Source organism: Achromobacter veterisilvae, assembly GCF_037619525.1.
GTDB classification, from domain to species: Bacteria; Pseudomonadota; Gammaproteobacteria; order Burkholderiales; family Burkholderiaceae_B; genus Achromobacter; species Achromobacter veterisilvae.
In genome coordinates, this window is the sequence record NZ_CP148753.1 from 6,101,112 (window position 1) to 6,126,063 (window position 24,952).

The 24,952-nt window shown below is 70.0% G+C and carries 25 protein-coding genes; 16 read left to right on the forward strand and 9 right to left on the reverse strand.

Annotated features, from left to right (window positions below):
* Nucleotide 1 precedes the first annotated feature (1 nt).
* Entirely contained in the window at nucleotides 2-1,207 is a 1,206-nt protein-coding gene (glp, locus tag WHX56_RS28415) for a gephyrin-like molybdotransferase Glp (RefSeq protein WP_129246517.1), read from the forward strand.
* Here the strand turns inward: glp and mobA are convergent.
* Genes mobA through WHX56_RS28430 form a run of 3 tightly spaced genes read right to left on the reverse strand, consistent with a single transcriptional unit; the run spans nucleotide 1,192 to nucleotide 4,026 of the window.
* Complete coding sequence (mobA, locus tag WHX56_RS28420; protein ID WP_129246545.1) at nucleotides 1,192-1,800, reverse strand: molybdenum cofactor guanylyltransferase MobA; 609 nt, start codon at nucleotides 1,798-1,800, stop codon at nucleotides 1,192-1,194. The two genes, glp and mobA, sit on opposite strands and share 16 nt — an antisense overlap.
* A gap of 7 nt (nucleotides 1,801-1,807) precedes the next feature.
* Nucleotides 1,808-2,911 carry a GTP 3',8-cyclase MoaA gene (gene moaA / locus WHX56_RS28425; protein ID WP_129246519.1) on the reverse strand — a complete coding sequence of 368 codons (1,104 nt, stop codon included), beginning with the start codon at nucleotides 2,909-2,911 and terminating at the stop codon, nucleotides 1,808-1,810.
* Nucleotides 2,912-2,946: 35 nt separating this feature from the next.
* Nucleotides 2,947-4,026, reverse strand: coding sequence for a substrate-binding domain-containing protein (locus WHX56_RS28430; RefSeq protein WP_129246521.1), 1,080 nt, complete (start codon nucleotides 4,024-4,026; stop codon nucleotides 2,947-2,949).
* A 138-nt stretch (nucleotides 4,027-4,164) separates the two neighbouring features.
* Here WHX56_RS28430 and WHX56_RS28435 point away from each other — a divergent pair, with 138 nt between their 5' ends.
* The 7 genes from WHX56_RS28435 (at nucleotide 4,165) to WHX56_RS28465 (ending at nucleotide 13,321) form a co-directional block, all read left to right on the forward strand.
* Complete coding sequence (locus WHX56_RS28435; RefSeq protein ID WP_338879615.1) at nucleotides 4,165-4,722, forward strand: formate dehydrogenase subunit gamma; 558 nt, start codon at nucleotides 4,165-4,167, stop codon at nucleotides 4,720-4,722.
* Complete coding sequence (locus tag WHX56_RS28440; RefSeq protein WP_129246523.1) at nucleotides 4,719-6,290, forward strand: formate dehydrogenase beta subunit; 1,572 nt, start codon at nucleotides 4,719-4,721, stop codon at nucleotides 6,288-6,290. Before WHX56_RS28435 ends, WHX56_RS28440 begins: the two co-directional genes overlap by 4 nt.
* A 13-nt stretch (nucleotides 6,291-6,303) precedes the next feature.
* Nucleotides 6,304-9,180: a formate dehydrogenase subunit alpha gene (gene fdhF, locus WHX56_RS28445; RefSeq protein WP_338879616.1), complete on the forward strand. Its 2,877-nt coding sequence runs from the start codon at nucleotides 6,304-6,306 to the stop codon at nucleotides 9,178-9,180.
* Nucleotides 9,181-9,209: 29 nt separating this feature from the next.
* The gene (gene fdhD / locus WHX56_RS28450) at nucleotides 9,210-10,028 is read left to right on the forward strand and encodes a formate dehydrogenase accessory sulfurtransferase FdhD (protein ID WP_338879617.1); all 819 of its coding nucleotides are present in this window, start codon (nucleotides 9,210-9,212) and stop codon (nucleotides 10,026-10,028) included.
* A gap of 18 nt (nucleotides 10,029-10,046) precedes the next feature.
* Nucleotides 10,047-10,304, forward strand: a complete 258-nt coding sequence (locus WHX56_RS28455; RefSeq protein ID WP_129246529.1) for a formate dehydrogenase subunit delta — start codon at nucleotides 10,047-10,049, stop codon at nucleotides 10,302-10,304.
* Nucleotides 10,305-10,411: 107 nt separating this feature from the next.
* Entirely contained in the window at nucleotides 10,412-12,079 is a 1,668-nt protein-coding gene (locus WHX56_RS28460) for an OFA family MFS transporter (RefSeq protein ID WP_129246531.1), read from the forward strand.
* Nucleotides 12,080-12,202: 123 nt separating this feature from the next.
* Complete coding sequence (locus WHX56_RS28465) at nucleotides 12,203-13,321, forward strand: class I SAM-dependent methyltransferase (protein ID WP_338879618.1); 1,119 nt, start codon at nucleotides 12,203-12,205, stop codon at nucleotides 13,319-13,321.
* Nucleotides 13,322-13,364: 43 nt separating this feature from the next.
* Here WHX56_RS28465 and WHX56_RS28470 read toward each other — a convergent pair whose 3' ends face one another.
* From WHX56_RS28470 to WHX56_RS28480, 3 genes are read right to left on the reverse strand one after another with little or no spacing between them, the layout of a single operon-like run.
* Nucleotides 13,365-14,051 carry a DUF1345 domain-containing protein gene (locus WHX56_RS28470; RefSeq protein ID WP_129246535.1) on the reverse strand — a complete coding sequence of 229 codons (687 nt, stop codon included), beginning with the start codon at nucleotides 14,049-14,051 and terminating at the stop codon, nucleotides 13,365-13,367.
* Between the two features lie 37 nt (nucleotides 14,052-14,088).
* A complete protein-coding gene (locus WHX56_RS28475) occupies nucleotides 14,089-14,613 on the reverse strand; it encodes a chromate transporter (protein ID WP_129246537.1) in 525 nt (174 codons plus the stop codon).
* The gene (locus tag WHX56_RS28480; RefSeq protein ID WP_129246539.1) at nucleotides 14,610-15,185 is read right to left on the reverse strand and encodes a chromate transporter; all 576 of its coding nucleotides are present in this window, start codon (nucleotides 15,183-15,185) and stop codon (nucleotides 14,610-14,612) included. Before WHX56_RS28480 ends, WHX56_RS28475 begins: the two co-directional genes overlap by 4 nt.
* A gap of 196 nt (nucleotides 15,186-15,381) precedes the next feature.
* Between WHX56_RS28480 and WHX56_RS28485 the strand changes: the two genes are divergently transcribed.
* The 4 genes from WHX56_RS28485 (at nucleotide 15,382) to WHX56_RS28500 (ending at nucleotide 18,144) form a co-directional block, all read left to right on the forward strand.
* Nucleotides 15,382-16,308 (forward strand): LysR substrate-binding domain-containing protein, encoded by a 927-nt coding sequence (locus WHX56_RS28485; RefSeq protein WP_338879619.1) that lies wholly within the window; start codon nucleotides 15,382-15,384, stop codon nucleotides 16,306-16,308.
* A gap of 50 nt (nucleotides 16,309-16,358) precedes the next feature.
* Nucleotides 16,359-17,162, forward strand: coding sequence for a glutamate racemase (murI, locus tag WHX56_RS28490; protein WP_338879620.1), 804 nt, complete (start codon nucleotides 16,359-16,361; stop codon nucleotides 17,160-17,162).
* Nucleotides 17,163-17,266: 104 nt separating this feature from the next.
* Nucleotides 17,267-17,692, forward strand: coding sequence for a universal stress protein (locus WHX56_RS28495; RefSeq protein WP_338879621.1), 426 nt, complete (start codon nucleotides 17,267-17,269; stop codon nucleotides 17,690-17,692).
* Between the two features lie 23 nt (nucleotides 17,693-17,715).
* Nucleotides 17,716-18,144, forward strand: coding sequence for a universal stress protein (locus WHX56_RS28500; protein ID WP_338881848.1), 429 nt, complete (start codon nucleotides 17,716-17,718; stop codon nucleotides 18,142-18,144).
* A 37-nt stretch (nucleotides 18,145-18,181) separates the two neighbouring features.
* On the opposite strand, the gene WHX56_RS28505 is transcribed toward WHX56_RS28500, so the two are convergent.
* Genes WHX56_RS28505 through WHX56_RS28515 form a run of 3 tightly spaced genes read right to left on the reverse strand, consistent with a single transcriptional unit; the run spans nucleotide 18,182 to nucleotide 20,567 of the window.
* Nucleotides 18,182-19,561, reverse strand: coding sequence for a sensor histidine kinase (locus WHX56_RS28505; protein ID WP_129247128.1), 1,380 nt, complete (start codon nucleotides 19,559-19,561; stop codon nucleotides 18,182-18,184).
* Nucleotides 19,558-20,220, reverse strand: a complete 663-nt coding sequence (locus WHX56_RS28510) for a response regulator transcription factor (protein WP_129247130.1) — start codon at nucleotides 20,218-20,220, stop codon at nucleotides 19,558-19,560. The genes WHX56_RS28505 and WHX56_RS28510 overlap by 4 nt, the downstream gene beginning before the upstream one ends.
* Nucleotides 20,220-20,567 (reverse strand): PepSY domain-containing protein, encoded by a 348-nt coding sequence (locus WHX56_RS28515; RefSeq protein ID WP_338879622.1) that lies wholly within the window; start codon nucleotides 20,565-20,567, stop codon nucleotides 20,220-20,222. The genes WHX56_RS28510 and WHX56_RS28515 overlap by 1 nt, the downstream gene beginning before the upstream one ends.
* A gap of 193 nt (nucleotides 20,568-20,760) precedes the next feature.
* Here WHX56_RS28515 and WHX56_RS28520 point away from each other — a divergent pair, with 193 nt between their 5' ends.
* The 4 genes from WHX56_RS28520 to WHX56_RS28535 all read left to right on the forward strand — a co-directional run bounded on the left by WHX56_RS28520 (nucleotide 20,761) and on the right by WHX56_RS28535 (nucleotide 24,874).
* Nucleotides 20,761-21,069 carry a PepSY domain-containing protein gene (locus WHX56_RS28520; RefSeq protein WP_208742482.1) on the forward strand — a complete coding sequence of 103 codons (309 nt, stop codon included), beginning with the start codon at nucleotides 20,761-20,763 and terminating at the stop codon, nucleotides 21,067-21,069.
* A 57-nt stretch (nucleotides 21,070-21,126) separates the two neighbouring features.
* Nucleotides 21,127-22,443, forward strand: a complete 1,317-nt coding sequence (locus tag WHX56_RS28525; protein WP_338879623.1) for a sorbosone dehydrogenase family protein — start codon at nucleotides 21,127-21,129, stop codon at nucleotides 22,441-22,443.
* Nucleotides 22,444-22,503: 60 nt separating this feature from the next.
* On the forward strand, nucleotides 22,504-23,208 hold the full coding sequence (locus WHX56_RS28530) for an SDR family oxidoreductase (protein WP_287754680.1): 705 nt from the start codon (nucleotides 22,504-22,506) through the stop codon (nucleotides 23,206-23,208).
* Nucleotides 23,209-23,308: 100 nt separating this feature from the next.
* Nucleotides 23,309-24,874, forward strand: coding sequence for a DUF1800 domain-containing protein (locus WHX56_RS28535; RefSeq protein ID WP_338879624.1), 1,566 nt, complete (start codon nucleotides 23,309-23,311; stop codon nucleotides 24,872-24,874).
* The last annotated feature ends 78 nt before the right edge of the window (nucleotides 24,875-24,952 follow it).

Genomic DNA, 24,952 nt, shown 5'->3' on the forward strand with positions numbered 1-24,952 from the left:
CATGCTGGATTTCGACCAAGCCCAGACCCTGCTGGCCAACGCCGCGGGCCCGCTGCCGCGCAGCGAGGAAATCAATCTTGCCGACGCCGCCGGCCGCGTGCTGGCCGCCGATCTCGACGCGACCGTGGACATCCCCCCGGCCGACAATAGCGCCATGGACGGCTACGCCCTGCGCGTGGCCGACTGGGGCGCCGGCGTGCGCCTGCCCATCCAGCAGCGCTGCTACGCCGGCGACGTGCCCGAACCGCTCAAGCCCGGCCACGCCATCCGCCTGTTCACGGGCAGCCTGATTCCCGCCGGCGCGGATACCGTCGTCATGCAGGAAGACACGGCGGAAGCCGACGGCCACGTGGAAATCTCGCGCCCGCCCAAACCCGGCCAGCACATCCGCCGCCGCGGCGAAGACACCCTGGCCGGCTCGCCGCTGCTGGCCGCGGGCACGCTGCTGGAAGCCGCCCACGTGGCGCTGATGGCCTCGCAGGGGCTGGCCCGCGTGCGGGTCTTCGGCCAATTGCGCGTGGGCATCCTGACCACCGGCGACGAACTGGTCCCGCCCGGCCAGCCGCGCGCGACCGAACAGATCTACAACTCCAACGGGCCCATGCTGGCCGCGCTTGCGCGCGGCATGGGCGCCCTGCCGGTGCACGTGCTGCACGCCCGCGATACCGAGGAAGACCTGCTGGCGGCGTTCAAGACGCTGCTGGCCGATTGCGATCTGGTGCTGAGCGTGGGCGGCGTGTCGGTCGGCGAACGCGACCTGGTCAAGCCCGCGCTGGCCGCCCTGGGCGGCGAGTTGTCGCTATGGAAGGTGCGCATGAAGCCCGGCAAGCCGGTGGCGCTGGCCAATATCGGCGGCAAGCCCGTGGTCAGCCTGCCGGGCAATCCCGTCTCGGCCTACGCGGTGTTCGCCATGCTGGTCACGCCGCTGATGCGCCGCATGCAAGGCCGCGAAACGCTCTTCCCGCCGATCAGCCAGTTGCCCTTGCGCACGGACCATCCGCGCCAGGACGCCCGCGAGGAATTCCTGCGCGTGCAGCGCCGCCTGGCGGACGACGGCAGCGCCGAACTGGTGCCTTACGGCCACCAGGGTTCCGGCGTGATCAGTTCGCTGCCGTGGTCGACCGGCCTGGCCCGCCTGGCGGCGGACGTGCTGGTGCGGGACGGAGACCGGGTCGCCTACTACGACCTGCGTCACTGGCTGGCGTAGCGTTCCGCCGCCGCCAGTTCCTCCGGCGTATTGAGGTTCACGAAGGCCTCGGGCGCGTCGTCGAAACGGGCTTCGACGCCGCCCATCCGGGACTGCCACAGGCCCACCTTGCGGTCTCCTGCCCTCAAGTACCCGAGCAGGGCGGGCAACAGCGACGTGCGCAGCGCCATGCAGGCCGAATGCCGCTGGCCGCCGGACACGGCATAGGCCAGGGGCGCCTGCCCGGCCTGCGCCGCGCCTATCAGCCGGGCGGCCAGGTCGAACGGCAGGAACGGGGTGTCGCAAGGCGCCACCACCAGCCACGTTTCTCCGCGGGCCGCGGCCAGTCCCGCCGCGATGCCCAGGAGCGGCCCCTGCCAGGCGCCCAGTTCCGGTTCGCCGTCGCGCACCACTTCGCCGTACCGCGCATAGCGGTCCGCGTGCCGGTTGGCGCTGATGACGAGCCGCCCCACCTGCGGCGCCAGGCGGCGCGCGACGTGCGCCACCATGGGTTCGCCGAGCAGCGGCACCAGGCCCTTGTCCTGCCCGTCCATGCGGGCGCCCTGCCCACCGGCGAGGATCAGGCCGGCGATATCGGCCCGCGCGGGCGCCATTGGGGATTCAGCCACCGATATAACTCATTTCGATCTTGCGCGACGGGTCGGCCATGTTGCGCCCGCGCTGTTCCGAATAGTTGTCGCCGCGCGCGGCCCAGATGCCCGCCAGGATGCGCGCCAGTTCGTCGTCGCTGGCGCCATCGCGCAGCGGCGCCCGCAGGTCGTGGCCTTCATGCGCGAACAGGCACAGGAAAAGCTTGCCCTCGGGCGACAGGCGCGCGCGCGTACAGCCGCCGCAGAACGCGTGCGTGACGCTGGAAATGACGCCGATTTCGCCGCCGCCGTCCAGGTAGCGCCAGCGTTCGGCCACGCGCCCCATCTCGCCGTCGGCGACGGGTTCGATCGGATGGACCGCCGCGATGCGGTCCAGCACTTCCCGGCTGGGCACCACTTCGGCGAGGTTCCAGCCGTTGGTGTTGCCGACGTCCATGTACTCGATGAAGCGCAGGACGTGGCCGGTGTTGCGGAAGCGCTCGGCCATGGGCAGGATCTGGCCGTCGTTCAGGCCGCGCCGCACCACCATGTTCACCTTCACCGGCGCCAGCCCGGCCTCGGCCGCGGCGTCGATGCCGCGCAGCACGTCGTCCGGCGTGAAGCCGCTGTCGCTCATGTCCTGGAACATGGCGGGATCCAGCGCATCCAGGCTGACCGTGACGCGCGTGAGGCCGGCGTGCTTGAGTTCGGCGGCCTTGCGGGCCAGCATGCTGCCGTTGGTGGTCAGGGTCAGGTCCAGCGGGCGGCCTTGCGGCGTGCGCAATCCGGCCAGCATGCCGACCAGGTTCTCGATGTGCTTGCGCAGCAGCGGTTCGCCGCCGGTCAGGCGGATCTTTTCCACGCCCAGCCGCGTGAAGATGCCCGCCAGGCGGCTGATTTCTTCGAAGGAGAGCAACGCCGAATGCGGCATGAAGGTATAGCTGCCGTCGAAGACCTCGCGCGGCATGCAGTACGTGCAGCGGAAGTTGCAGCGGTCCGTGACCGATATCCGGAGATCGCGCAGGGGACGCGCGCGCAGGTCGAGCGCGGGCTGGCCGTCCGGCGGCAATTCCCCTGCCGCGGCCCGGGCCGGGCGGCCGCCGCGGCGATCGGCGAGGAGTATCACTTTGCTCATGGGAGCATCATATCCCGGCGCGCGGCGCCCGGCGGTCATGGGAAAGCCTCTTCCAGGGTTTGCAGCCGCCCGGTTTCGCTGGCGTCGTAGCCCACAAGCTGGCCGACATAGCCGACATAGTCGGGGCTGCGCATGATGGATAGAAGATCGCGCATGGCCGGCGTCTCCAGCGCCGACTTGCGGATGGCGAAGAAATAGCGTTCGCGCACCAGCGGAATGAAATCCAGCCCGAAACGGCAGGCGGCGGTCTCCACGCCCACGCCCGTGTCCGCCATGCCGCTGGCGATGTGCGCGGCGATCGCCATATGGGTGAATTCATTGGTCTCATAGCCCTGGACCTCGCCGATCGAGACCCCCGCGCGCTGCAGCATCAGCCCCACCAGGTAGCGGGTGCTGGAACCGATCTGGCGGTTGACGAAGCGCACGTCGGAGCGCGCCAGGTCGGCCATGCCGCGTATGCCCTTGGGATTGCCGGCCGTGACGAACAGGCCGGCGTTGCGCACCGCCAGGTGGATGAGCACGTATTCGTCCGCGTGCAGCCACTGCGCGTAGCGTTCCATGATGGGCGCCTCGAAGTCGCCCAGCGGCACCTGGAAGCCCGCCAGGTCGCATTCGTGGCGCTCCAGCGAGGCCAGCGCCTCGATGGCGGTGCGGTAGCGCAATTCCAGGCCGGGCTTGAGGTTGCCCATGTGCTGCATCAGCGATTCCACCGCGAAGCCGTGGCTGGCGTGCAGCCGCAAGTGCGGGCCGCTCTCGGGCAGCAGGCGCTCCAGTTCCTCCTGCAGCTCCGAAGCCATGCTCTCCAGCGTGGGCATCAGGCGCGCGTCGATGCGCCGGTTGGCCCACAGCAGGCGCTGCGCGAACGGCGACAACTGGGTGCCCTGGCGGCGGTTGGTGATGAGCAACTGGGTTCCGAAGATTTCCTCGAAGCGCCGCAGCACGCCCCAGGCGTGCCGGTACGACAGCCCGCAGGCCCGGCAGGCGCCGGCGATGTTGCCGGTGGCGTCGATGGCCGCCAGCAGCGCGAGCATGTCCTGCAAGGGCACGGGCGCCGACTCGCCGTCGCCGCCCAGCATCCATTGCGGCCGCAGACCGATACGGAACTTATATGTCATTTATTTCTTATTGAAGACGTTTGCGTACCTGGATAGAGTACACAAATAACGCAGCGGACGGGTAATTAATATGTTTTTAAAAGCATATTAATCTGGAAAAATCCCGCCCCATACAACAGCAATCAGGAGGAGACCGACGTGCAACAGCGCGAGGCAACATCCGATCTGGCGTCCAGCGGCGGCGCCCGGGGCGGCCAGATGGCCCTGGACGCGGCCCAGGCGTCCCCCACTCCGGCCATCGCGGCCACCGCCCGCATCCTTGCCCGGCTGAAAGACCAGCCGGGTCCGCTGCTTCCCGTGCTGCACGCGGTCCAGCACGAACTGGGCTGTATCCCGGCCTCGGCGGTGCAGACCATCGCCGAGGCCCTGAACCTGTCGCGCGCCGAAGTCCACGGCGTCATCACCTTCTATCCGCATTTCCGCAGCGAACCCCCGGCGCGCCACAAGCTGGAAGTCTGCCGCGCCGAGTCCTGCCAGGCCATGGGCGGCGACCGCCTGGCCGACCACGCGCGCGAAGCGCTGGGCTGCGATTTCCATGGCCGCACGCCCGACGGCAATTTCTCGCTGGAACCGGTGTATTGCCTGGGCCTGTGCGCCCAGTCGCCGGCCGTCATGATCGACGGCCGTCCGCAAGCCCGCGTCACGCCCGAGAAACTGGACCGCCTCATCGCCCGCACGCTGGAGGCCACGCCATGAGCGCTCCCATCGTCATCTACGTGCCGCGCGACGCCGCGGCCCTGGCCATGGACGCCGACGCGGTGGCCAGCGGCATCGAACGCATCGCCGACCAGCGCGGCCTGTCCGTGCAGGTCGTGCGCAACGGGTCGCGCGGCCTGCTCTGGCTGGAACCCCTGGTCGAGATCGCCACGCCGCAAGGGCGCGTCGCCTACGGTCCCGTCCAGCCCGAAGACGTCGCCGGGCTGTTCGACGCCGGCTGGCTGGCGGGCGGCGACCACGCGCTGCGCCTGGGCCTGACCGAAGAGATTCCCTACCTCAAGCACCAGGAACGCCTGACCTTCGCGCGGGTCGGCGTGACCGATCCGCTGTCGCTGCAGGACTACGCCGCGCACGGCGGCCTGCAAGGGCTGAAACGCGCGCTGGCCATGGAGCCCGCGCAGATCGTCGACGAAATGGTGGCGTCGGGCCTGCGCGGCCGGGGCGGCGCGGCGTTTCCGACCGGCATCAAGTGGAAGACCGTGGCCGCGGCCGCCGCCAGCCAGAAGTACATCGTCTGCAACGCCGACGAGGGCGACTCCGGCACCTTCGCCGACCGCCTGCTGATGGAAGGCGACCCCTACGTGCTGATCGAGGGCATGACCATCGCCGGCCTGGCGGTGGGCGCGACCTACGGCTACATCTACGTGCGCTCGGAATACCCGCAGGCCATCGACGCCCTGGAAGCCGCGATCGCGCGGGCCCGCGGCGTGGGCTGGCTGGGCGACGACGTGCACGGCAGCGGACGCCGGTTCGACCTGGAAGTGCGCGTGGGCGCGGGCGCGTACATCTGCGGCGAGGAAACGTCCCTGCTCGAAAGCATCGAGGGCAAGCGCGGCGTGGTGCGCGCCAAGCCGCCGCTGCCCGCCGTCTCGGGCCTGTTCGGCAAGCCCACCGTGATCAACAACGTGATCTCCCTGGCTACCGTGCCGATCATCCTGGCCAAGGGCGCGGCGTACTACCGCGACTACGGCGTGGGCCGTTCGCACGGCACGCTGCCCTTCCAACTGGCGGGCAACCTCAAACACGGCGGGCTGGTGGAAAAGGCGTTCGGCCTGACCCTGCGCGACCTGCTGTACGGCTTCGGCGGCGGCAGCGCCTCCGGGCGCCCGCTGCGCGCGGTGCAGGTGGGCGGGCCGCTGGGCGCCTACCTGCCGGAATCGCAATGGGACGTGCCGCTGGACTACGAGGCATATATCCAGATCTCGGCCATGATCGGCCACGGCGGGCTGGTGGCCTTCGACGACACGGTCGACATGGCGCGCATGGCGCGCTACGCCATGGAGTTCTGCGCCATCGAATCCTGCGGCAAGTGCACGCCCTGCCGCATCGGCTCCACCCGCGGCATGGAAACGATCGACAAGATCGCGGCCGGCGGGCCCGACCGCGAGCAGCAGGTGCATCTGCTGCGCGACCTGTGCGACACGATGTTGGGCGGTTCGCTCTGCGCATTGGGGGGCATGGCGCCCTACCCCGTGCTGTCGGCGCTGAACCACTTCCCGCAGGACTTCGGCATCGAGTCCTCCCAGCCTGCCGCGCACGCGGCCTGAACCCGAGACCGCCATGCTAGAAACCGTCATCAAGCGCGATCGCGACATGGGCACGCCGGCGCGCGAGTCCGTCGAAACCGTCACCCTGACCATCGACGGCCAGGCCATCACGGTGCCCGCCGGCACCTCGCTGATGCGCGCGGCCGCGGAGGCCGGCGTCAACATTCCCAAGCTGTGCGCGACCGACAGCCTGGAACCTTTCGGCTCGTGCCGGCTTTGCCTGGTGCAGATCGAAGGCCGGCGGGGCTACCCCGCTTCGTGCACGACCCCGGCCGAAGACGGCATGGTGGTCTACACCGAAACGCCGAAGCTGCATGAACTGCGCCGCGGCGTCATGGAACTCTACATCTCCGACCACCCGCTGGACTGCCTGACCTGTCCGGCCAACGGCGACTGCGAACTGCAGGACATGGCCGGCGTGGTGGGACTGCGCAACGTGCGCTACGGCTACGACGGCGCCAACCACCTCAAGAGCCCGCTGGACGAATCCAACCCGTACTTCACCTACGACGCGTCCAAGTGCATCGTCTGCAACCGCTGCGTGCGCGCCTGCGAGGAAACCCAGGGCACGTTCGCGCTGACGATCTCCGGCAAGGGCTTCGAATCGCGCGTGTCGCCGGGCCAGGACCAGCCCTTCCTGGACAGCGAGTGCGTGTCCTGCGGCGCCTGCGTGCAGGCCTGTCCGACGTCGACCTTGCAGGAAAAGACCGTCATCATGATGGGCCAGGCCGAGCACTCGGTCGTGACCACCTGCGCCTACTGCGGCGTGGGCTGCGGCTTCAAGGCCGAAATGAAGGGCCAGGAAGTGGTGCGCATGGTGCCCTGGAAGGACGGCCAGGCCAACCGCGGCCATTCCTGCGTGAAGGGCCGCTTCGCCTGGGGCTACACCACGCACAAAGAGCGCGTGCTCAAGCCGATGATCCGCAAGCGCATCACCGACTCCTGGAAGGAAGTGTCCTGGGACGAGGCGATCAACTACGCGGCCTCCGAGTTCCGCCGCATCCAGGGCCAGTACGGCCGCGACGCGGTCGGCGGCATCACCTCGTCGCGCTGCACCAACGAAGAAACCTGGCTGGTGCAGAAACTGGTGCGCGCGGCGTTCGGCACGAACAACGTCGACACCTGCGCGCGGGTCTGCCATTCGCCCACCGGCTACGGCCTGAAGCAGACGCTGGGCGAATCCGCCGGCACGCAGACGTTCGATTCGGTCATGCACACCGACGTGGTGATCGTCATGGGCGCCAACCCCAGCAGCGGCCACCCGGTGTTCGCCTCGCGCCTGAAGCGCCGCCTGCGCCAGGGCGCCCGCCTGATCGTGATCGACCCGCGCCGTATCGAACTCGTCAGTTCGCCGCACATCAAGGCCGACTTCCACCTGCAGGTGCGGCCGGGCACCAACACGGCGCTGCTGTCTTCGCTGGCGCACGTGATCGCCACCGAACGGCTGATCGACGAGGCCTTCGTGGCCGAACGCTGCGAAGCCAAGTCCTTCAAGGAATGGCGCGACTTCGTGTCGCTGCCCGAGAACTCGCCGGAAGCGATGGAGGAAATCACCGGCGTGCCCGCCCAGGCCGTGCGCGGCGCAGCGCGCCTGTACGCCACCGGCGGCAACGGCTCGATCTACTACGGCCTGGGCGTGACCGAGCACAGCCAGGGCTCCACCACCGTCATGGCGATCGCCAACCTGGCCATGGCCACCGGCAACGTCGGCCGCGAGGGCGTGGGCGTGAACCCGCTGCGCGGGCAGAACAACGTGCAGGGCTCGTGCGACATGGGCTCGTTCCCGCACGAACTGCCGGGCTACCGCCATATTTCCGACGACACAGTGCGTTCGCAGTTCGAGCGGGACTGGGGCGTGACCCTGCAGCCCGAACCCGGCCTGCGCATCCCGAATATGTTCGAGGCCGCGCTCGCCGGGTCGTTCAAGGGCCTGTACTGCCAGGGCGAGGACATCGTGCAGTCCGATCCCAACACGCAGCACGTGGCGGCCTCGCTGGCGGCCATGGAATGCATCGTGGTGCAGGACCTGTTCCTGAACGAAACCGCCAAGTACGCGCACGTTTTCCTGCCAGGCTCGTCGTTCCTGGAAAAGGACGGCACCTTCACCAACGCGGAGCGCCGCATCTCGCGGGTGCGCAAAGTGATGGAGCCCAAGAACGGCAAGTCCGACTGGGAAGTCACCGTGGCGCTGTCCAACGCGCTGGGCTATCCCATGGACTACCGCCACCCCAGCGAGATCATGGACGAGATCGCCCGCCTGACGCCGACGTTCGCCGGCGTCAGCTACGACAAGCTGGACCGGATGGGCAGCCTGCAATGGCCGTGCAACGACGACGCGCCGGACGGCACGCCCATCATGCACATCGACGAATTCGTGCGCGGCAAGGGCAGGTTCATGATCACCAAGTACGTGCCCACCGACGAGCGCAGCACGCGCCGCTTCCCGCTGCTGCTGACCACGGGCCGCATCCTGTCGCAATACAACGTGGGCGCGCAGACGCGGCGCACGCCCAATGTAGTGTGGCATGGCGAGGACCTGCTGGAGCTGCATCCGCAGGACGCCGAGGACCGGGGCGTGCGCGACGGCGACTGGGTGGGCGTGCAGAGCCGGGCGGGCGAGACCGTGCTGCGCGCCACGCTGACCGACAGGGTGCAGCCGGGCGTGGTATACACCACGTTCCACTTTCCCGAGTCGGGCGCCAACGTCGTCACGACCGACAGTTCCGACTGGGCGACCAACTGCCCCGAGTACAAGGTCACCGCCGTGCAGGTCACGCGCGTTTCCCAGCCCTCGGAATGGCAGCGCCAATGGTCGCGCTTTGCGGACATCCAGCAGAAACTCCTGCGCGAACGGGCGCGAGAGAGCGAAGCGGCGCTGACCGGGAAGTAACCGCCAGCCAGAACCGCCAGGACGCCTTCATGCCCACGCCACCGCCCCTCTCCCGCCCCGACTGCGCGCAGGTCCAGGTCTCCCGCCTGCGCGCGGGCGTCCTCGGCGCCGACGCCGACTGCGTGGCCGAGGAAACGCCGGTGGCGCTCGAGTTCAACGGCATCAGCCACGCCACCATGCTGGCCACCCCGGCCGACCTGGAGGATTTCGCCGTGGGCTTCTCGCTGTCGGAGGGCATCATCGACGGGATCGGCGACGTGCGCGGCATCGACCTGCTGCGGCAATGCGACGGCATCGTGGTCCAGGTGGAGATTTCCACCGCCTGTGAAGTGCGGCTGAAATCCCGCCGGCGCGCCATGGCCGGCCGCACGGGCTGCGGCCTGTGCGGCGTGGAAACGCTGCCCGAGGTATTGCGGCCCGTGGCGCCCGTCGCCGGCGGCGCGCCCGTGCGCGTCCAGGCGGTGCTAGCCGCCATGCGCGGCATGCGCGAGCGCCAGGCGCTGCACGACCTCACCGGGGCCACCCACGCGGCCGGCTGGGCCGGCGCCGACGGCGCCGTGGCGCTGGTGCGCGAGGACGTGGGCCGCCACAACGCGCTCGACAAGCTCGTCGGCGCGCTGGCGCGCCAGGACATGCGCGCCGGCGGCGGCATCGTCACCGTGTCCAGCCGCGCCAGTTTCGAGATGGTGCAGAAAACGGCGGCGGCCGGCGTCGGGGTGCTCGCGGCCGTGTCCGCCCCCACTTCGCTGGCCATTCGCCTGGCCGACGACGCCAACGTGGCCCTGCTGGGCTTCCTGCGCGGCGACGACGCCACGGTGTATTCCCACCCTGAACGCATCACTACCTGAACCGGACCTCACGCAAGCATGGAAATCGGCAACCTCATCCGCATGGCCAATCGCATCGGCCAGTTTTTCGAAGCGATGCCCGACCGGCAGGAAGCGCTGGAGGGCGTGGCCAACCACATCCACAAGTTCTGGGAGCCGCGCATGCGCAATGAACTCCTGGGCTTCCTGGAGCAGAGTCCCGACGGCGACGCCGGCGAGGAACGCCTGCACCCCCTGGTACTGGAAGCGGTCACGCAGAACCGCCAACGCCTTACGCCGCTCGTCCGCGCGCAGTAGCGGCGGCGGCCGGCAATTCGGCAACTGGAGTTTCAAACAAGAAAGCGGCGGCCGGATCGTTGCAATCCGATCCGAGCACGCCATAGAGCACCACCTGAGGAGACAATATGGAAAGCACCGCCACGCTGGACCTGCCCGGTTCAAAACCGGGTTTTTTCGACAAGGAACGCACGATCGCCGGACCGGGCTTCTCCCGCTGGCTGGTTCCCCCGGCCGCGCTGGCCATCCACCTGTGCATCGGCATGGCCTACGGGTTCTCGGTGTTCTGGCTGCCGCTATCCAAGGCGGTCGGCGGCGCCAAGCCGCTGGCGTGTCCGCCCGACATGAGCCTGGCCGCGGAGCTGTTCGCCACCGGCTGCGACTGGAAGATTTCGACCATGGGGTGGATGTACACCCTGTTCTTCGTGCTGCTGGGCTGCTCGGCCGCCCTGTGGGGCGGCTGGCTGGAGCGCGCCGGCCCCCGCAAGGCCGGCGTGGTCTCGGCCCTGTGCTGGTGCGGCGGCCTGGTCATTTCCGCCTTCGGCGTGTATCTGCACCAGATGTGGATGCTGTGGCTGGGGTCCGGCGTGATCGGCGGCATCGGGCTGGGGCTGGGCTATATCTCCCCCGTCAGCACCCTGATCAAGTGGTTTCCCGACCGCCGCGGCATGGCCACGGGCATGGCCATCATGGGTTTCGGCGGCGGCGCCATGATCGGCGCGCCGCTGGCCGACCTGCTGATGCGCCACTTCGCCACCCCCGAATCGCCCGGGGTCTGGCAGACCTTCCTGACCATGGCGGCGGTGTACTTCATCTTCATGATGTCCGGCGCGCTGGGCTACCGCGTGCCGCCCACCGGCTGGAAGCCCGCGGGCTGGACCGCGCCCGCCAAGCATGCCGGCAACGCCATGATCACCAAGGGCCACGTGCACGTGCAGCGCGTCTGGGGCGTGCCGCAGTTCTGGCTGGTGTGGTGGGCGCTGTGCCTGAACGTCACGGCGGGCATCGGCATCCTGGGCATGGCTTCGCCGCTGCTGCAGGAAGTGTTCGGCGGCGGCCTGCTCGGCAAGCCCGAGCTGGGCTACGCGCAACTGGACAAGGAACAGATGGCCGCCATCGCCGCCATCGCGGCGGGCTTCACCGGCCTGCTCAGCCTGTTCAATATCGGCGGCCGCTTCTTCTGGGCCAGCCTGTCGGACAAGCTGGGCCGCAAGATGACCTACTTCATCTTCTTCGTGCTGGGCTTCGTGCTGTACGCGGCGGTTCCCTGGACCGCGCACATGGGCGCGCTGGCCCTGTTCGTGGCCGCCTTCTGCATCATCCTGTCCATGTACGGCGGCGGCTTCTCCACGGTTCCGGCGTATCTGGCCGACCTGTTCGGCACACAGATGGTGGGCGCCATCCACGGCCGCCTGCTCACCGCCTGGTCCGCGGCCGGCATTTTCGGGCCGGTGCTGGTGAACTACATCCGCGAGTACCAGTTGTCCATCGGGGTGCCGCGCGCGCAGGTGTACGACATCACCATGTACATCCTGGCGGGCATGCTGGTGCTGGGTTTCCTGTGCAACCTGGCCATCCGGCCGGTGAACCCCAAGTACTTCATGAACGACGAGGAACTGGCCCGCGAAAAGGCGCTGGCCCACGAGCGCGCGGCCGCGTCTGAAACGCACGGCGTCGGCGCCTCGGCGTTCCGCACCCCCATGGCCCTGGTGCTGTTCGCCTGGGGCTGCGTGGGCATCCCGCTGGCCTGGGGGATCTGGATCACGCTGCAGAAGGCGGTCGTGCTGTTCCACTGAGGCGCGGCGCGAGAGGCGGCGCGGCGGGGCGCGAAGCTGCTACATTGGCAGCCCGCGCCCCTTTTCTTTTGCTTCCCCCATGATTCCCCTGCCCCGCGCGCCCCAACCTGCTGGAGCGACACGTTGACCCTTCCTGAAATCCGCTGGGAAGAAAACCAGACCCCGCGCGCCGCGCGCTGGCGCTCCGAAAGCGGCGCCGCGCCGCCCAGGCGCGTCGTGCTCGCGGACGACACCCTGACCGCGGACCTGGCCTACCGCCAGGCCTGCGAGGGCGTCGGCCTGTTGTGGCGCGGCGACTTCCAGAATGCGCGGCAGTTACTGCAGGCCATGACGCGGCGCGTCGACAAGCGCCCCCGCAAGCCCGTGGACACGCTGCTGGACGCCTTCAACCAGCACCGCCAGATCCAGTCGCAGCGCGCCCGCATCCTGGGCATGCTGCTGATCCCGTTCGACGCCGGCCACGGCATTCCCCTGCGGCGCGCGCCCGACGCGCGGCAGGCCTGCGAAGCCGCCCACGGCCCCGCCGCCGAACCCTACGTGGCGTCGCTGCGGGAACTGCTGGGGCTGATCGGCGCCTTCGAATGGCGCAAGAAAGGCGTGGAGATCCCCGCGCTGGGCGCCCGCATCCATCCCCACTACGGCGTGTTCTCGCCGCTGCGCGGCGAATACGTGGACCTGGTGGCGAGCGCGCCGCTGCCGCCCGGGGACACCGCCTTCGACATCGGCACGGGCACCGGCGTGCTGGCGGCCGTGCTGGCGCGCCGCGGCGTCAAGCGCGTCGTCGGCACGGACCAGGATCCGCGGGCGCTGGCCTGCGCCCGCGACAACCTGCAACGGCTCGGCCTGGAGAACCGGGTGGAACTGGCGCAGGCCGACCTGTACCCCGAAGGCCGGGCGTCGCTGGTCGTCTGCAATCCGCCCTGGCTGCCGGCGCGCCCCAGTTCGCCGGTGGAACACGCCGTGTACGACCCCGACAGCCGCATGCTGCGCGGCTTCCTGGACGGCCTGGCCGCGCACCTGGCGCCCGCCGGCGAGGGCTGGCTGATCCTGTCGGACCTGGCCGAACACCTGGGCCTGCGCAGCCGCGAGCAGTTGCTGGACATGATCCGGCAGGCGGGCCTGCGCGTGGAGGACCGGACGGACACCCGGCCCACGCACGGGCGCGCGAAGGACGCGTCCGACCCGCTGCACGCGGCGCGGTCGAAGGAAGTCACGTCGCTCTGGCGCCTGGCCGCGGCCTGAACCGCGCCGCGGACGCGGGCGCAAGCCCGCGGCCCGCGCCCGGCTACACCCGCCCCGCCGCCACGTTCACGCTGATGGCGATGATGAACACATTGAAGAAAAACGCGATGACGCTGTGCGTCAGGGCGGTGCGGCGCAGCCGCCGGTTCACGATCTGCACGTCCGACACCTGGAACGTCATGCCCAGCACCAGCGCGAAATAGGCGAAATCCCAGTAGTCGGGCTCTTCCGTGCCGGGGAAGTCCAGCCCCTTGTGCATGGCGTTGCGGTGGCCGTAGTAGCCATGCGCGTAATGCAGCGCGAAGATCATGTTCATGTAGAGCCACGACAGGATGATGGTCGCGGCGGCGGCCAGCATGGCGATCGCGCTGCTCGCGCCGGCCTCGGCCCTCAGCTCCACCCACAATGCCATCATCACCATGCAGGACAGCGCCACGCTGCTCCACAGCACGCCGGTGCGCCCGACGTCCTGTTCCTGAGCATGCCGGCGCATGGCCGCGGCGCTGGTCCGCCCGAATACGCGCGCCGTCATCACCAGGAAGACCAGCGCCCCGAGGTCGAACCCCAGCAGCAGCGCCAGCATCGCCGGCACGCCCGCGGCGTACAGGCCGCCGGCCGCCGCCAGCAGCAGGCCCGCGCACAGCACCAGGCGGAGGTGCGCATGGAAGAACGGCAGGCTGGCGACGGGCGAAACGTCGGTCTCGGGCTCGAAGTCCTTGATCGGCGGCATGGCGGGCTCCTGGGCGCGCAGCGCGGTAGGCCCTACCCTAACCGATGCCGAGCAAACCGGCCAGCGCGCCGCCGAACAGCAGCCACAGGGGATGGATGCGGGTGACGCTGCCCAGCAGCGCCACCGCGGCGGTGATGGCGCCCAGCAGCCAGGTATGCGCCGACGCCTCGGTGATGAGCGCGGCGCTGGCGGCCACCAGCCCGACCGTCATCGGGAAGATGCCCGCCTGGATGACGCCGCGCCAGGGGCGGTCCTTGAAGCGTTCCCACAGGCCCAGGGCAAGGACCGTGATCACCGAGGACGGGCCGAACTTGGCGATGGTGGTGACCAGCACGCCCAGGCCGCCCGCCACGTGCCAGCCGACCAGCGTGACCACCATCAGGTTGGGGCCCGGGGCGGCCTGCCCCAGGGCGAACAGCGCGGAGAAGTCGGCCGCCGTCATCCAGCCGTGCACTTCCACCACCTGGCGCTGCATCTCGGGCAGGATGGTATTGCCGCCGCCGAACGCCAGCACCGACAGCTCGGAAAAAATCAGGGCCAGCGCGATCAGGGTATGGATCATCGGCGTTGCCTCCAGACCATCAGGATGCTCAGCGGCGTCAGCACCGCCATGGTGGGCAGGAGCGGAATGCGCAGCACGGCGATGGCGACGAAACAGGCCGTGGCCACCAGGCCGGCCAGCCAGTCCCGGCGCTTGAGCACCGGCGCGCCGACCTTCACCGCCATCGAGATCAGCAGCCCCGCCGCGGCGGCCGCCAGCCCGGCGAACAGGTGCTGGATGTGCGGATCGTTCTGGAAGCGGTCGTACACCATGCCCAGCATGACCACGATGGCCGACGGCGCCAGGATCAGCCCCATCAGCGCCGCGAAGGCCCCGCGCGGCCCGCGGAACTTCATGCCCAGCGCGACCGACAGGTTGATGATGTTGCCGCCGGGCAGGAACTGGCACAGCCCCAGCAGATCGGTGAATTCGGAGCCGCTGAGCCAGCGGTGCTTCTCGACGACCATGCGGCGCGCCAGCGGCAGGGCGCCGCCGAAGGCGGTCAGGCCCAGCATGAGGAATCCATAGAACAATTGCCCGCAAGTGGGCGGAGGCCGCAGCGCGGCCTCGGGTGCGGAAGGTGCTGCGTTCATCGTTGTTGTGGCCGTGCCGTCCCGGGGCGCGCCCGCTGTCCGGGAAGCGGCGCGGGCGTCTTGTGCCGCCGGCGGGGCCGGCGCGTGGGAAACGGACACTGGAGGTGCTCGGGGGGTGGATAAAGAAATTGCAGCCTACTCCTCCCCTTGGATAATGTCTAATATATGACCAACTCATGAATCATATTGGTTGAATATGGCATCCGTCGATTTGCGCCTGCTGCGCTACTTCGTGGCCGTGGCCGAGGAATCCCACCTGACCAAGGCCGCGGCGCGGCTGGGCATCCGCCAGCCGCCGCTGTCCCAGCAGATCCGCGTGCTGGAACAGGAGCTGGGGGTGACGCTGTTCCACCGCCTGCCCCGGGGCATGGAACTGACCGAAAGCGGCCGCGCGCTGCTGGACGACGCGCGCAACATCATCGCGCTGACGGAACAGGCGGTGGAAGGCGTGCGCCGCGTGTCGCTGGGCGAGGCCGGGCGCCTGACCGTCGGTTTCACCGGGTCGGCCGCGTTCCACCCCTTCGTGCCCTCCGTCATCCGGCGCTTCCGGGAAGTCGCGCCGAACGTGCGGCTGGTGCTCGAGGAAAGCAGCACCGGCGAACTGATGGAGGACGTCATCGAGGGCCGCGTGGACGTGGCCTTCATCCGCGGGGCCTACGGCCCCGACCGCGGCGTGGCGATGGAGACTGTGCTGGAGGAAACCATGCTGGCGGCGTTTCCCGCCGACCATCCGGCCGTCAAGGGGCGCGCGCGCAAGCGCATCGCGCTGTCCGAACTGGCGGACGAATCCCTGATCCTGTACCGCCGCCACAGCGGCCCCGGCCTGTACGACGCCATCATCGCCGCGTGCAGCGCCGCCGGGTTCAGCCCGCGCGTCGCGCAGGAGGCGCCGCGCATGCTGTCCACGCTGAGCCTGGTGGCGGCCGGGCTGGGCGTGTCGCTGGTGCCCGCCTCGCTGCGCCGCGTGAACATCGAAGGCGTGGTCTACGTCAGCGTGAGCCAGCCCACGGAACTGCGCGCGCCGCTGAACCTGATCTGGCGCGACGCCCCGCTGTCCGGGGCCGCCCGCAGGCTGATCGAGGAAGCCCGCCAGCACCGCAAGGAATCGCTGGCCCAGGGGTGAGGGGCGCGCTGGCGCTACACTGCCGGACACCCGCAATCCGCATTGCTTCCATGTTTTCCGAATCTCCCATCGGCATCTACGACTCCGGCGTCGGCGGACTGAGCGTGCTGCGCGCCATCCGCGATGCCCTGCCCCACGAATCCCTGCTCTACGTGGCCGATTCCGCCCACGTGCCCTATGGCGAAAAGACGCGCGAATACGTGGAGCGCCGGGCCGGCGCGCTGGCCGACTATTTCGTGTCGCGCCAGGCCAAGGCCATGGTGGTGGCCTGCAACACCGCCACCGCGGCGGCCATCGCGCCGCTGCGCCAGCGCCATCCCGGGCTGCTCATCATCGGGGTGGAACCCGCCATCAAGCCCGCCGCGCACCTGACCCACAGCGGCGTGGTGGGCGTGTTCGCCACCACCGGCACCCTGGCCAGCCCCAAGTTCGCCGCGCTGATCCAGCGCGAGGCGCCGGAGGTCCGCATCCTGTTCAGGCCCTGCCCCGAATGGGTGCGGCTGGTGGAGCGGGGCGTGCTCCATGGCCCCGAGGCCGAGGCCGCCGTGCGCGCCCCCGTCGCGGAACTGCGCGAGGCCGGGGCCGACGTGCTGGTGCTGGGCTGCACGCATTTCCCCTTCCTGCGCGACGCGATCCAGGCGGCCGCCGGCCCCGGCGTGCCGCTGCTGGAAACCGGCGCCCCCGTGGCGCGCCGGCTGCGCCACCAGTTGCAGGAACGCGGCCTGCTGCGCGCCGGCGGGCCGGGCGCGCTGCGGCTGGAGACCAGCGGCGCCGCCGGCTCCCTGGGCGGGCTGGCCAGCCGCCTGCTCGGACAGGCGCTGGCCGCGGACACCCTGCCCGAGCGCTGGCGCTGACCGGGCGCGGCTTGACGCCGCGCATTCCCCGCCGGCGGGATTCGGCGAATAATTGGGATACAGTGGACAGCGCCGCCGACCGCGGCGCGCACAAGGAGACGCTCATGAAACGCATCCTGATCCCCGTGGACGGCTCGCAACAGTCCACCCACGCCGTCCAGGCCCTGCTGGACGCCCGCCGCTACGATCCGGTCGAGCGCGTGGAACTCCTCACCGTCCAGGTTCCCCTGCAGGCGGGCAAGATCGGCCGCGGCCTGTCCCAGGCCGAGATCGACGCCTACCACCAGGAAGAAGGCCAGGCCGCCCTGCAGGCCGCCAGCGCCCTGCTGAGCGAGGCGGGCGTGCCCTTCCAGGCGCGCGTCGAAGTGGGCGCGGCGGCCGACACCATCGTCCGCGTCGCCGACGAATCCGACGCCGACGAGATCTACATGGGCTCGCGCGGCCTGGGCTCCGTCTCGTCCTGGTTCCTGGGTTCGGTCGCGACCCGCGTCCTGCACCTGACGGACTTGCCCGTCACGCTGGTCAAGTAACGCATCGAGGAGCATCCATGTCCATGCTGAACATCCTGGTCCCCGTCGACGGCTCCGACAATGCCGACCGCGCCGTCCTGTACGCCCGCCAGCTTGCCCAGGGCGCCGGATCCGCGCGCATCCACCTCCTGAACGTCCAGACGCCGGTGCAGGGCCGGGCCGGCCTGTCGCGGCTGATCACGCAGGAAATGATCGACGACTTCTACGTCCGCGAAGGCCAGGAAGCCATGGAGGAAGCGCGCAAGCTGCTCGACGTGACCGGCACCGCCCACGCCAGCCACGTCGCGTTCGGCCACGTGGCGACCGAGATCGCCGGCTACGCGCGCGACCACGACTGCGCGCGCATCGTGATGGGCACGCGCGGCAACGGCTCGCTGGCGAACATCCTGATCGGGTCGGTCGCCAATCAGGTGCTGCAACTGGCCGACGTGCCGGTCACGCTGGTGAAGTAACGCCGGGACGCCTTCGGCCCGCGAACCCGGCGCGGCGTCACGCGGCCGGCAGCCACAGCGACACCCGGAGCCCGCCCAGCGGAGAACGCGCCGCGCGCACCTCGCCGCCGTACGTGCCGGCCAGGTCGCGCACGATGTCCAGCCCCAGCCCCGAACCCGGGCGCTGTTCGTCCATGCGCACGCCGCGCAGGAAGATCCGCTCGCGCTCGTGGTCCTCGATGCCCGGCCCGTCGTCATCGACGTGGATCAGCAGGCGCCCCGGCCCGTCCCGCTCCGCCGCGACCCGCACCTGGCCGGCGGCCCATTTGCAGGCGTTGTCCAGCAGGTTGCCCAGCATTTCCTGGAGGTCCTGCTGTTCGCCGCGGAACACCAGGTCCGGCGCGACTTCCGCGCCGTCGATGCGCAGATGGCGCTCGGCGTACAGGCGCCTGAGCGCGCGCAGCAGGCCCTGGGCCGTTTCCGCAAGCGGCGTGCGCCCGTCGGCCGCGCCCGAGGACGCGGCGGCCCGCGCGCGCGCCAGGTGGTAGTCGATCTGGCGGTTCGCCGCGCCGACCTGCTCGCGCACCAGGCCCGCCAGCGCGCCGTCGTCGCGCGCGGCCGCGTTGGCCAGGATGGCCAGCGGCGTCTTCACGGCGTGCGCAAGATTGCCGGCTTGCGTCCGCGCGCGCTGCACGATCTCGGCATTCATCGCCAGCACCTTGTTGAAGTCGTCGACCAGCGGCTGGATTTCGCTGGGAAAACGGCCCTCGATGCGGCTGCTGCCGCCGGCGTTCTGCGCCGCCAGTTGCCGCCGCAGACGGGCCAGCGGCCGCAGGCCGACCACGACCTGCACGACCGCGGCCAGGGTCAGCCCGGCGGCCAGCGCGCCCAGCGCGATCGCCAGCATGTGGTTGAAGCGCCCCATGGGTTCGGACAGCACGGCCCGGTCCGCGGCCACCAGCAGGCGCAGCGGAGCCGCGTCCTCCTCGGCCGGTTTCAGGACGCGCGCCAGCACGGCCAGCTTGCGCCCGTCCGGCCCGGCAATATCGTGGACCTGGTCCCCCGTGCCTTCCGCCGCAAATGGCGCCCGCAGCGTCTGGTCCCACAGCGAACGCGAGCGCGCCACGCCGGCCGCCGCCGGCCGGCCGCCCTCGGCCAGCCGGTCGATCTGCCAGTACAGGCCGGACAGCGGCTGCTCCAGCCGCGGGTCGCTCAGCGGCGGGGCGACCACGGGCCGCCCGTCCGCGCCGATATTGACGGCGGCCGTGAGCTGGTTCAGGTGCAGCGTCAGTTCCGCCTGCAATTGCTGGGTGATGTGCTGCCGGAACAGACTGGCCAGGCCCCAGCCCGCCAGCGCCACGGACAGGAGGATCCAGGCCAGCGTGCCGGCCAGCAGCCGCAGCCGCAGCGAACCCGCCGGGCGCCGCTCGGCCGTCATGCGCGGGCCGCCAGGCGGTAGCCCAGCCCGCGCACGGTCTCGATGGTGTCGGGCGGCAGTTTCTTGCGCAGGCGGCCGATGAAGACTTCGATCGTATTGGAATCGCGGTCGAAATCCTGCGCATAGACGTGCTCGGTCAGCTCGCTGCGCGACACGACCTCGCCAGCTCGCTGCATGAGCACCGACAGCACCTTGAACTCGTGGCTGGTCAGCGTCAGCGCGCGGCCGTCGACGCTGGCCCTGGCCTGGCGCGTATCCAGCACCAGGGGGCCGCAGCGCCACTGGGCGCTGGCGTGCGCCGTACTGCGGCGCAACAGCGCGCGCACGCGCGCCAGCAGTTCTTCCATGTGGAAAGGCTTGGTCAGGTAATCGTCCGCGCCGGCGTCGATGCCGGCCACCTTTTCGTGCCAGTTGTCCCGAGCGGTGAGGATCAGCACCGGCATGTTGCGCCCGCCGGCGCGCCAGCCCTTCAGGACGGTCAAGCCGTCCAGCACGGGCAGGCCCAGGTCCAGCACCACCGCGTCGAACGCCTCCACGTCGCCCAGGTAGCGCGCCGATTCGCCGTCGGCGGCCGCGTCCACCGTATAGCCCGCGCCGCGCAGCGCCTCGGCGAGCTGGCCGGCCAGCGTGGGTTCGTCTTCGACCACGAGTATGCGCATCAGGGCTTGCCCTTGAACTTGATGTCGCGGCCCTTGACGCTCAGCAGCGTGCCGTCGCGCGCGTCGATCTTCAGCTTGAGGATGCCGCCGCCGCTTTGCAGCACCCGGATTTCGTAGATGAATTCGTCGTCGTCCTCTTCGAACTCGACCTTGACCACCTGCCCCGGGAAATCGCGCTCGACGATGTCCAGCACCGCGCCCAGCGGCAGCACCTTGCCGGCCTCCAGGGCCTGGCGCGCGCGCTCGTGGTCGCTCTCATCGGCCAGCCCGGCCACGGGCCCCGCGGCCAGCGCGAACGCCAGCGCGCAGGCCGGCAGGGCCAGGCCGCCGCGCCTACGCCGGATCATGCTGTCTTCCACGGTCGCGCAAGGCCGGGCCTCTCTTGAAACGGGGATGGATCAAGCGTCTTTTATACCGCGCAATGGATGAACCCCGCATGAACGGCGGCTTCAGAATGGGTTCATGCGCCGGCCCCAATAATGGCCGCATGGCCGTGGAGACGGCCTTGTCCACCCTGTCAAACCCAAGGAGATATCCATGATGACGCGCATTCAGAAAACCCTGGCGGCCCTGGCGATCGGCGGCTCGGCCCTGGCCGCCGGCGCCCCGGCCTTCGCGCAGGCGGCCGCGCCGCAAGCCCCCGCCGCGGCCGCCGCTCCCGCCCCGATGCTGACGATCCGCCAGGTCTACGACAAGATGGAAGCCGCCGGCTACCGCAACATCTCCGAGATCGAACGTTCCAGCAAGCACGGCTACGAGGTCAAGGCCTACGACCCGCAGGGCCAGCGCGTCAAACTGCGCGTCGATCCGCAATCCGGGGCCGTCACGCGCAGCCGGTTCGACGATTGAACCCATGCGGGCGCGGGCCCGCCTGAGTATGATGGGACATCGTCCAGGAGTCGCATCATGCAGATCCTACGCATTATGGCCGCGGCCGGCCTCGCGCTGGCCACGCTCAGCGCCTGCGGCGAAATGGCCACGCTGCCCGTCGAGGCGGGCATGGGGCCGGCGCCCGAGCTTCCCGCCCCCAACCCCACGCTGATCCCCACCGTCAAGACCGCCCGCGCGGTCGGCTGGCCGGCGGGCGCGCACCCGGTGGCCGCGGCAGGCCTGGAGGTGACCGCGTTCGCGGGCGGCCTGGACCATCCGCGCTGGCTGTACGTGCTGCCCAACGGCGACGTGCTGGTGGCCGAAACAAACGCGCCGCCCAAGCCGGAATCGGCCTCGGGCGGGCTGAAGGCCTGGGTGGCTGGGCTGGCGATGAAACGGGCGGGCGCCAGGACCGCCAGCGCCAACCGCATCGCCCTGCTGCGCGACGCCGACGGCGATGGTGTCGCGGAAACGCGCAGCGTGCTGCTGGAAGGCCTGAATTCGCCGTTCGGCATGGCCCTCGTCGGCCGCTGGCTGTACGTGGCCAATGCGGACGCCGTGATGCGCTTCCCCTATGAAACCGGGCAGACCCGCATCGACTCGCCCGGCGAGAAAGTCACCGACCTGCCGGCCGGCATCAACCACCACTGGACCAAGAACCTGCTTGCCAGTCCCGACGGCGGCAGGCTGTACGTATCCGTGGGGTCCAACAGCAATGTGGCCGAGAACGGCATGGACGCCGAGGAAGGCCGCGCGGCCATCTGGGAGATCGACGTGGCCAGCGGCGCCAAGCGCCTGTACGCCACGGGGCTGCGCAACCCGGTGGGCATGGCCTGGGGGCCGGACGGCAAGACGCTGTGGACCGCCGTGAACGAACGCGACGAACTGGGCAGCGACCTGGTCCCCGACTACATGACCTCGGTGCGCGACGGCGGTTTCTACGGCTGGCCCTACAGCTACTTCGGCCAGCACGTCGACACCCGCGTCGCGCCGCAGCGGCCGGACCTGGTGGCCCGCGCCATCGTCCCCGACTATGCGCTGGGGCCGCACACCGCCTCGCTGGGCCTGGCCTGGTCCGGCGGCGCGAGGCTGTCCGGGCGCTACGCCGACGGCATGTTCGTGGGCCAGCACGGTTCCTGGAACCGCGATCCGCGCAGCGGCTACAAGGTCATCTTCGTGCCCTTCGCCCAGGGCAGGCCCGACGGGCCGGCGGTCGACGTGCTGACGGGCTTCCTGAACGAAAGCGGCGAGGCGCAGGGCCGGCCGGTGGGCGTGGCCGTCGACCGCCAGGGCGGCCTGCTGGTGGCCGACGACGTGGGCAATACGGTCTGGCGCGTCGGCGCCCCGCGCTGAGCTTTCCGCCCGCGCCGGCCCCTACAATGGCCATCCCGAGCATTCCACACAGGAGCGAGCATGAGCACGGAAAAAGTGGCGATCGTTACCGCTGGCGGCAGCGGCATGGGTGCGGCGGCGGCGCGCAAGCTGGCGGCCGACGGCTGGCGCGTGGCCATATTGTCTTCCTCCGGCAAGGGCGAGGCCCTGGCGCGGGAATTGGACGGGCTGGGCGTCACGGGCTCGAACCGGTCGCCCGAAGACCTGTCCCGGCTGGTCGACGCCACCCTGCGGAAATGGGGCCGCGTCGACGCGGTGGTCAACAGCGCCGGCCACGGCCCCAAGGGCCCGCTGCTCGAGATCAGCGACGACGACTGGCACCTGGGCATGGAGTTCTATCTGCTGAACGTCGTGCGCATCGCGCGCCTGGTCGCGCCGGTCATGAAGCGGCAGAAATCCGGCGCCATCGTCAATATCTCCACCTACGCCACCTTCGAGCCCGAAGCGCTGTTCCCGACCTCGGGTGTGTTCCGCGCCGGACTGGCCGCCTTCACCAAGGTATTCGCGGACGAGTACGCCGAACACAACGTGCGGATGAACAACGTGCTGCCGGGCTTCATCGACAGCCTGCCCGAAAAGGAAGACCGCCGCGTCCGCATCCCGATGGGCCGCTACGGCACGGCCGAGGAAGTCGCGGACCTGATCGCCTTCCTGGCGTCCGACGCCTCGTCCTACATCACGGGCCAGAACATCCGCATCGACGGCGGCATCACCCGGTCGGTGTGAGCCTCCCGCTTTTGGACTAATCCCTCATCCGAATGACGGTATTGAAGCCCGCCCGGGGCTTCGGTACCGTAGGTTTTCGCATTCGACGAGGTGCCTGCGCATGTCCGCTACGCCGTCAGCGGCTGCGCCGCAGTCCGCCGCCCCCCCGCTCTCCCGCCCCACGCCCGGCCAGGCCTCGCGCTTCCTGGCCCAGGCCACCTTCGGCCCCACGCCCGCCGACATCGACGCCGTGGTGCGCGACGGCTACGCGGCCTGGCTGGACGCGCAACTGGCGCTGCCGCCGTCGCAGACGCATTTCGACTGGCTGCTGCAACAGGGGAAGAACACCGAGGCGTTCAAGGGCAACGGCATCAACGCGCCGCTGGAATCCACGCTGTGGCGCAAATTCATTACCGCCCCCGACCAGGTCCGCGCGCGGGTGGCGTTCTCGCTGTCGGAGATCTTCGTCGTCGGCGTGTCGTCCATCACCGCGTCCTGGCCGCTGTTCGGCGCGGCCGGCTTCATGGACCTGCTGGCCGAGCACGCCCTGGGCGACTACCGGGAACTGCTGACCGCCGTCAGCCGGAACCTGTCGATGGGCTGCATGCTGACCTACCGCGGCAACCGCAAGGAAGATCCCAGGACCGGCCGCCATCCCGACGAAAACTACGCCCGCGAGATCATGCAGCTCTTCAGTATCGGCCTGCTGGAACTGGAACCCGACGGCTCGGTCAGGATGGTCGATGGCGCGCCCGTGGAAACCTATGCCAACGCGGACGTGCAGGGACTGGCCAAGGTTTTCACCGGCTGGGACATCGACGGCCCGGAAACCGACGTGGAATTCCACCGCCGGCCGATGGCGCTGAACAATGCGCTGCACTCGATGGCCGAAAAGCGCTTCCTGGGCGCCGTCATCCCGCCCGGCACCGATGGGCGCCTGTCGCTCAAGCGCGCCATGGAAGTCATCAGCGCCCACCCGAACGTGGGCCCCTTCATCGGCACGCAACTGATCCAGAGACTGGTCACCAGCAACCCCAGCCGCGCCTACGTACGCCGCGTGTCGGCCGCGTTCGACGACGACGGCGCCGGCGCGCGCGGCAACCTGAAAGCCGTGGTGCGCGCCATCCTGCTGGACCCCGAGGCGCGCAACCCGGACCTGGGCGCGCCCGACTGGGGCAAGGTGCGCGAACCCATCCTGCGCTTTTCGGGGTGGGCCCGCGCCTTCGAGGCGAAATCCACCAACGGCGCGTGGGCCATGCCCGACACCACCGACAACACGATACGGCTGGCCCAGAGCCCCATGCGCTCGGCCAGCGTCTTCAACTTCTTCCGCCCCCGCTACGTGCCGCCGGTCACCGAACTGGCGCGCCGGCACCTGGTGGCGCCCGAATTGCAGATCACCGATGAAACCAGCGTCGCCGGCTACCTGAACTTCCTGGCCATCTACGTCGACCGAGGCTGGGAAGACCTGCAAACCCCGTACACCGCCGAGATCGCGCTGGCGCGCGACCCCGCGGCGCTGGTGGCGCGGGTGACGCTGTTGCTGGCCGGAGACGCCTTCTCCGCGCAAACCGCCGCGGCCATCGCCCGGGCCGTGTCCACGATCCCGCCGGAACGGCCCCGCGACCGGGTGCGCGCCGCGATCACGCTGGTGGCGGCCAGCCCCGAATACCTGGTGCAAAAATGAAAGGAAAAGGCCCCCACGCCGCGCTCGCTACGCGAGCTTGCTGCCCCCCGGGGGGGCGCTTTCATCTCGGGGCGGCCC

Bases quoted from the DNA above. Each gene is read 5' to 3' on its own strand.
- WHX56_RS28440 (WP_129246523.1), top strand. From the start codon at position 4,719: ATGAGCGCTCCCATCGTCATCTACGTGCCGCGCGACGCCGCGGCCCTG.
- WHX56_RS28475 (WP_129246537.1), bottom strand. From the start codon at position 14,613: ATGATCCATACCCTGATCGCGCTGGCCCTGATTTTTTCCGAGCTGTCG.
- WHX56_RS28460 (WP_129246531.1), top strand. From the start codon at position 10,412: ATGGAAAGCACCGCCACGCTGGACCTGCCCGGTTCAAAACCGGGTTTT.
- WHX56_RS28495 (WP_338879621.1), top strand. From the start codon at position 17,267: ATGAAACGCATCCTGATCCCCGTGGACGGCTCGCAACAGTCCACCCAC.
- WHX56_RS28430 (WP_129246521.1), bottom strand. From the start codon at position 4,026: ATGACATATAAGTTCCGTATCGGTCTGCGGCCGCAATGGATGCTGGGC.
- mobA (WP_129246545.1), bottom strand. From the start codon at position 1,800: ATGGCGCCCGCGCGGGCCGATATCGCCGGCCTGATCCTCGCCGGTGGG.
- WHX56_RS28505 (WP_129247128.1), bottom strand. From the start codon at position 19,561: ATGACGGCCGAGCGGCGCCCGGCGGGTTCGCTGCGGCTGCGGCTGCTG.
- WHX56_RS28530 (WP_287754680.1), top strand. From the start codon at position 22,504: ATGAGCACGGAAAAAGTGGCGATCGTTACCGCTGGCGGCAGCGGCATG.
- WHX56_RS28455 (WP_129246529.1), top strand. From the start codon at position 10,047: ATGGAAATCGGCAACCTCATCCGCATGGCCAATCGCATCGGCCAGTTT.
- WHX56_RS28520 (WP_208742482.1), top strand. From the start codon at position 20,761: ATGACGCGCATTCAGAAAACCCTGGCGGCCCTGGCGATCGGCGGCTCG.
- WHX56_RS28480 (WP_129246539.1), bottom strand. From the start codon at position 15,185: ATGAACGCAGCACCTTCCGCACCCGAGGCCGCGCTGCGGCCTCCGCCC.
- WHX56_RS28500 (WP_338881848.1), top strand. From the start codon at position 17,716: ATGCTGAACATCCTGGTCCCCGTCGACGGCTCCGACAATGCCGACCGC.
- WHX56_RS28525 (WP_338879623.1), top strand. From the start codon at position 21,127: ATGCAGATCCTACGCATTATGGCCGCGGCCGGCCTCGCGCTGGCCACG.
- WHX56_RS28535 (WP_338879624.1), top strand. From the start codon at position 23,309: ATGTCCGCTACGCCGTCAGCGGCTGCGCCGCAGTCCGCCGCCCCCCCG.
- fdhD (WP_338879617.1), top strand. From the start codon at position 9,210: ATGCCCACGCCACCGCCCCTCTCCCGCCCCGACTGCGCGCAGGTCCAG.
- fdhF (WP_338879616.1), top strand. From the start codon at position 6,304: ATGCTAGAAACCGTCATCAAGCGCGATCGCGACATGGGCACGCCGGCG.
- murI (WP_338879620.1), top strand. From the start codon at position 16,359: ATGTTTTCCGAATCTCCCATCGGCATCTACGACTCCGGCGTCGGCGGA.
- WHX56_RS28485 (WP_338879619.1), top strand. From the start codon at position 15,382: ATGGCATCCGTCGATTTGCGCCTGCTGCGCTACTTCGTGGCCGTGGCC.
- WHX56_RS28515 (WP_338879622.1), bottom strand. From the start codon at position 20,567: ATGATCCGGCGTAGGCGCGGCGGCCTGGCCCTGCCGGCCTGCGCGCTG.
- glp (WP_129246517.1), top strand. From the start codon at position 2: ATGCTGGATTTCGACCAAGCCCAGACCCTGCTGGCCAACGCCGCGGGC.
- WHX56_RS28510 (WP_129247130.1), bottom strand. From the start codon at position 20,220: ATGCGCATACTCGTGGTCGAAGACGAACCCACGCTGGCCGGCCAGCTC.
- moaA (WP_129246519.1), bottom strand. From the start codon at position 2,911: ATGAGCAAAGTGATACTCCTCGCCGATCGCCGCGGCGGCCGCCCGGCC.
- WHX56_RS28470 (WP_129246535.1), bottom strand. From the start codon at position 14,051: ATGCCGCCGATCAAGGACTTCGAGCCCGAGACCGACGTTTCGCCCGTC.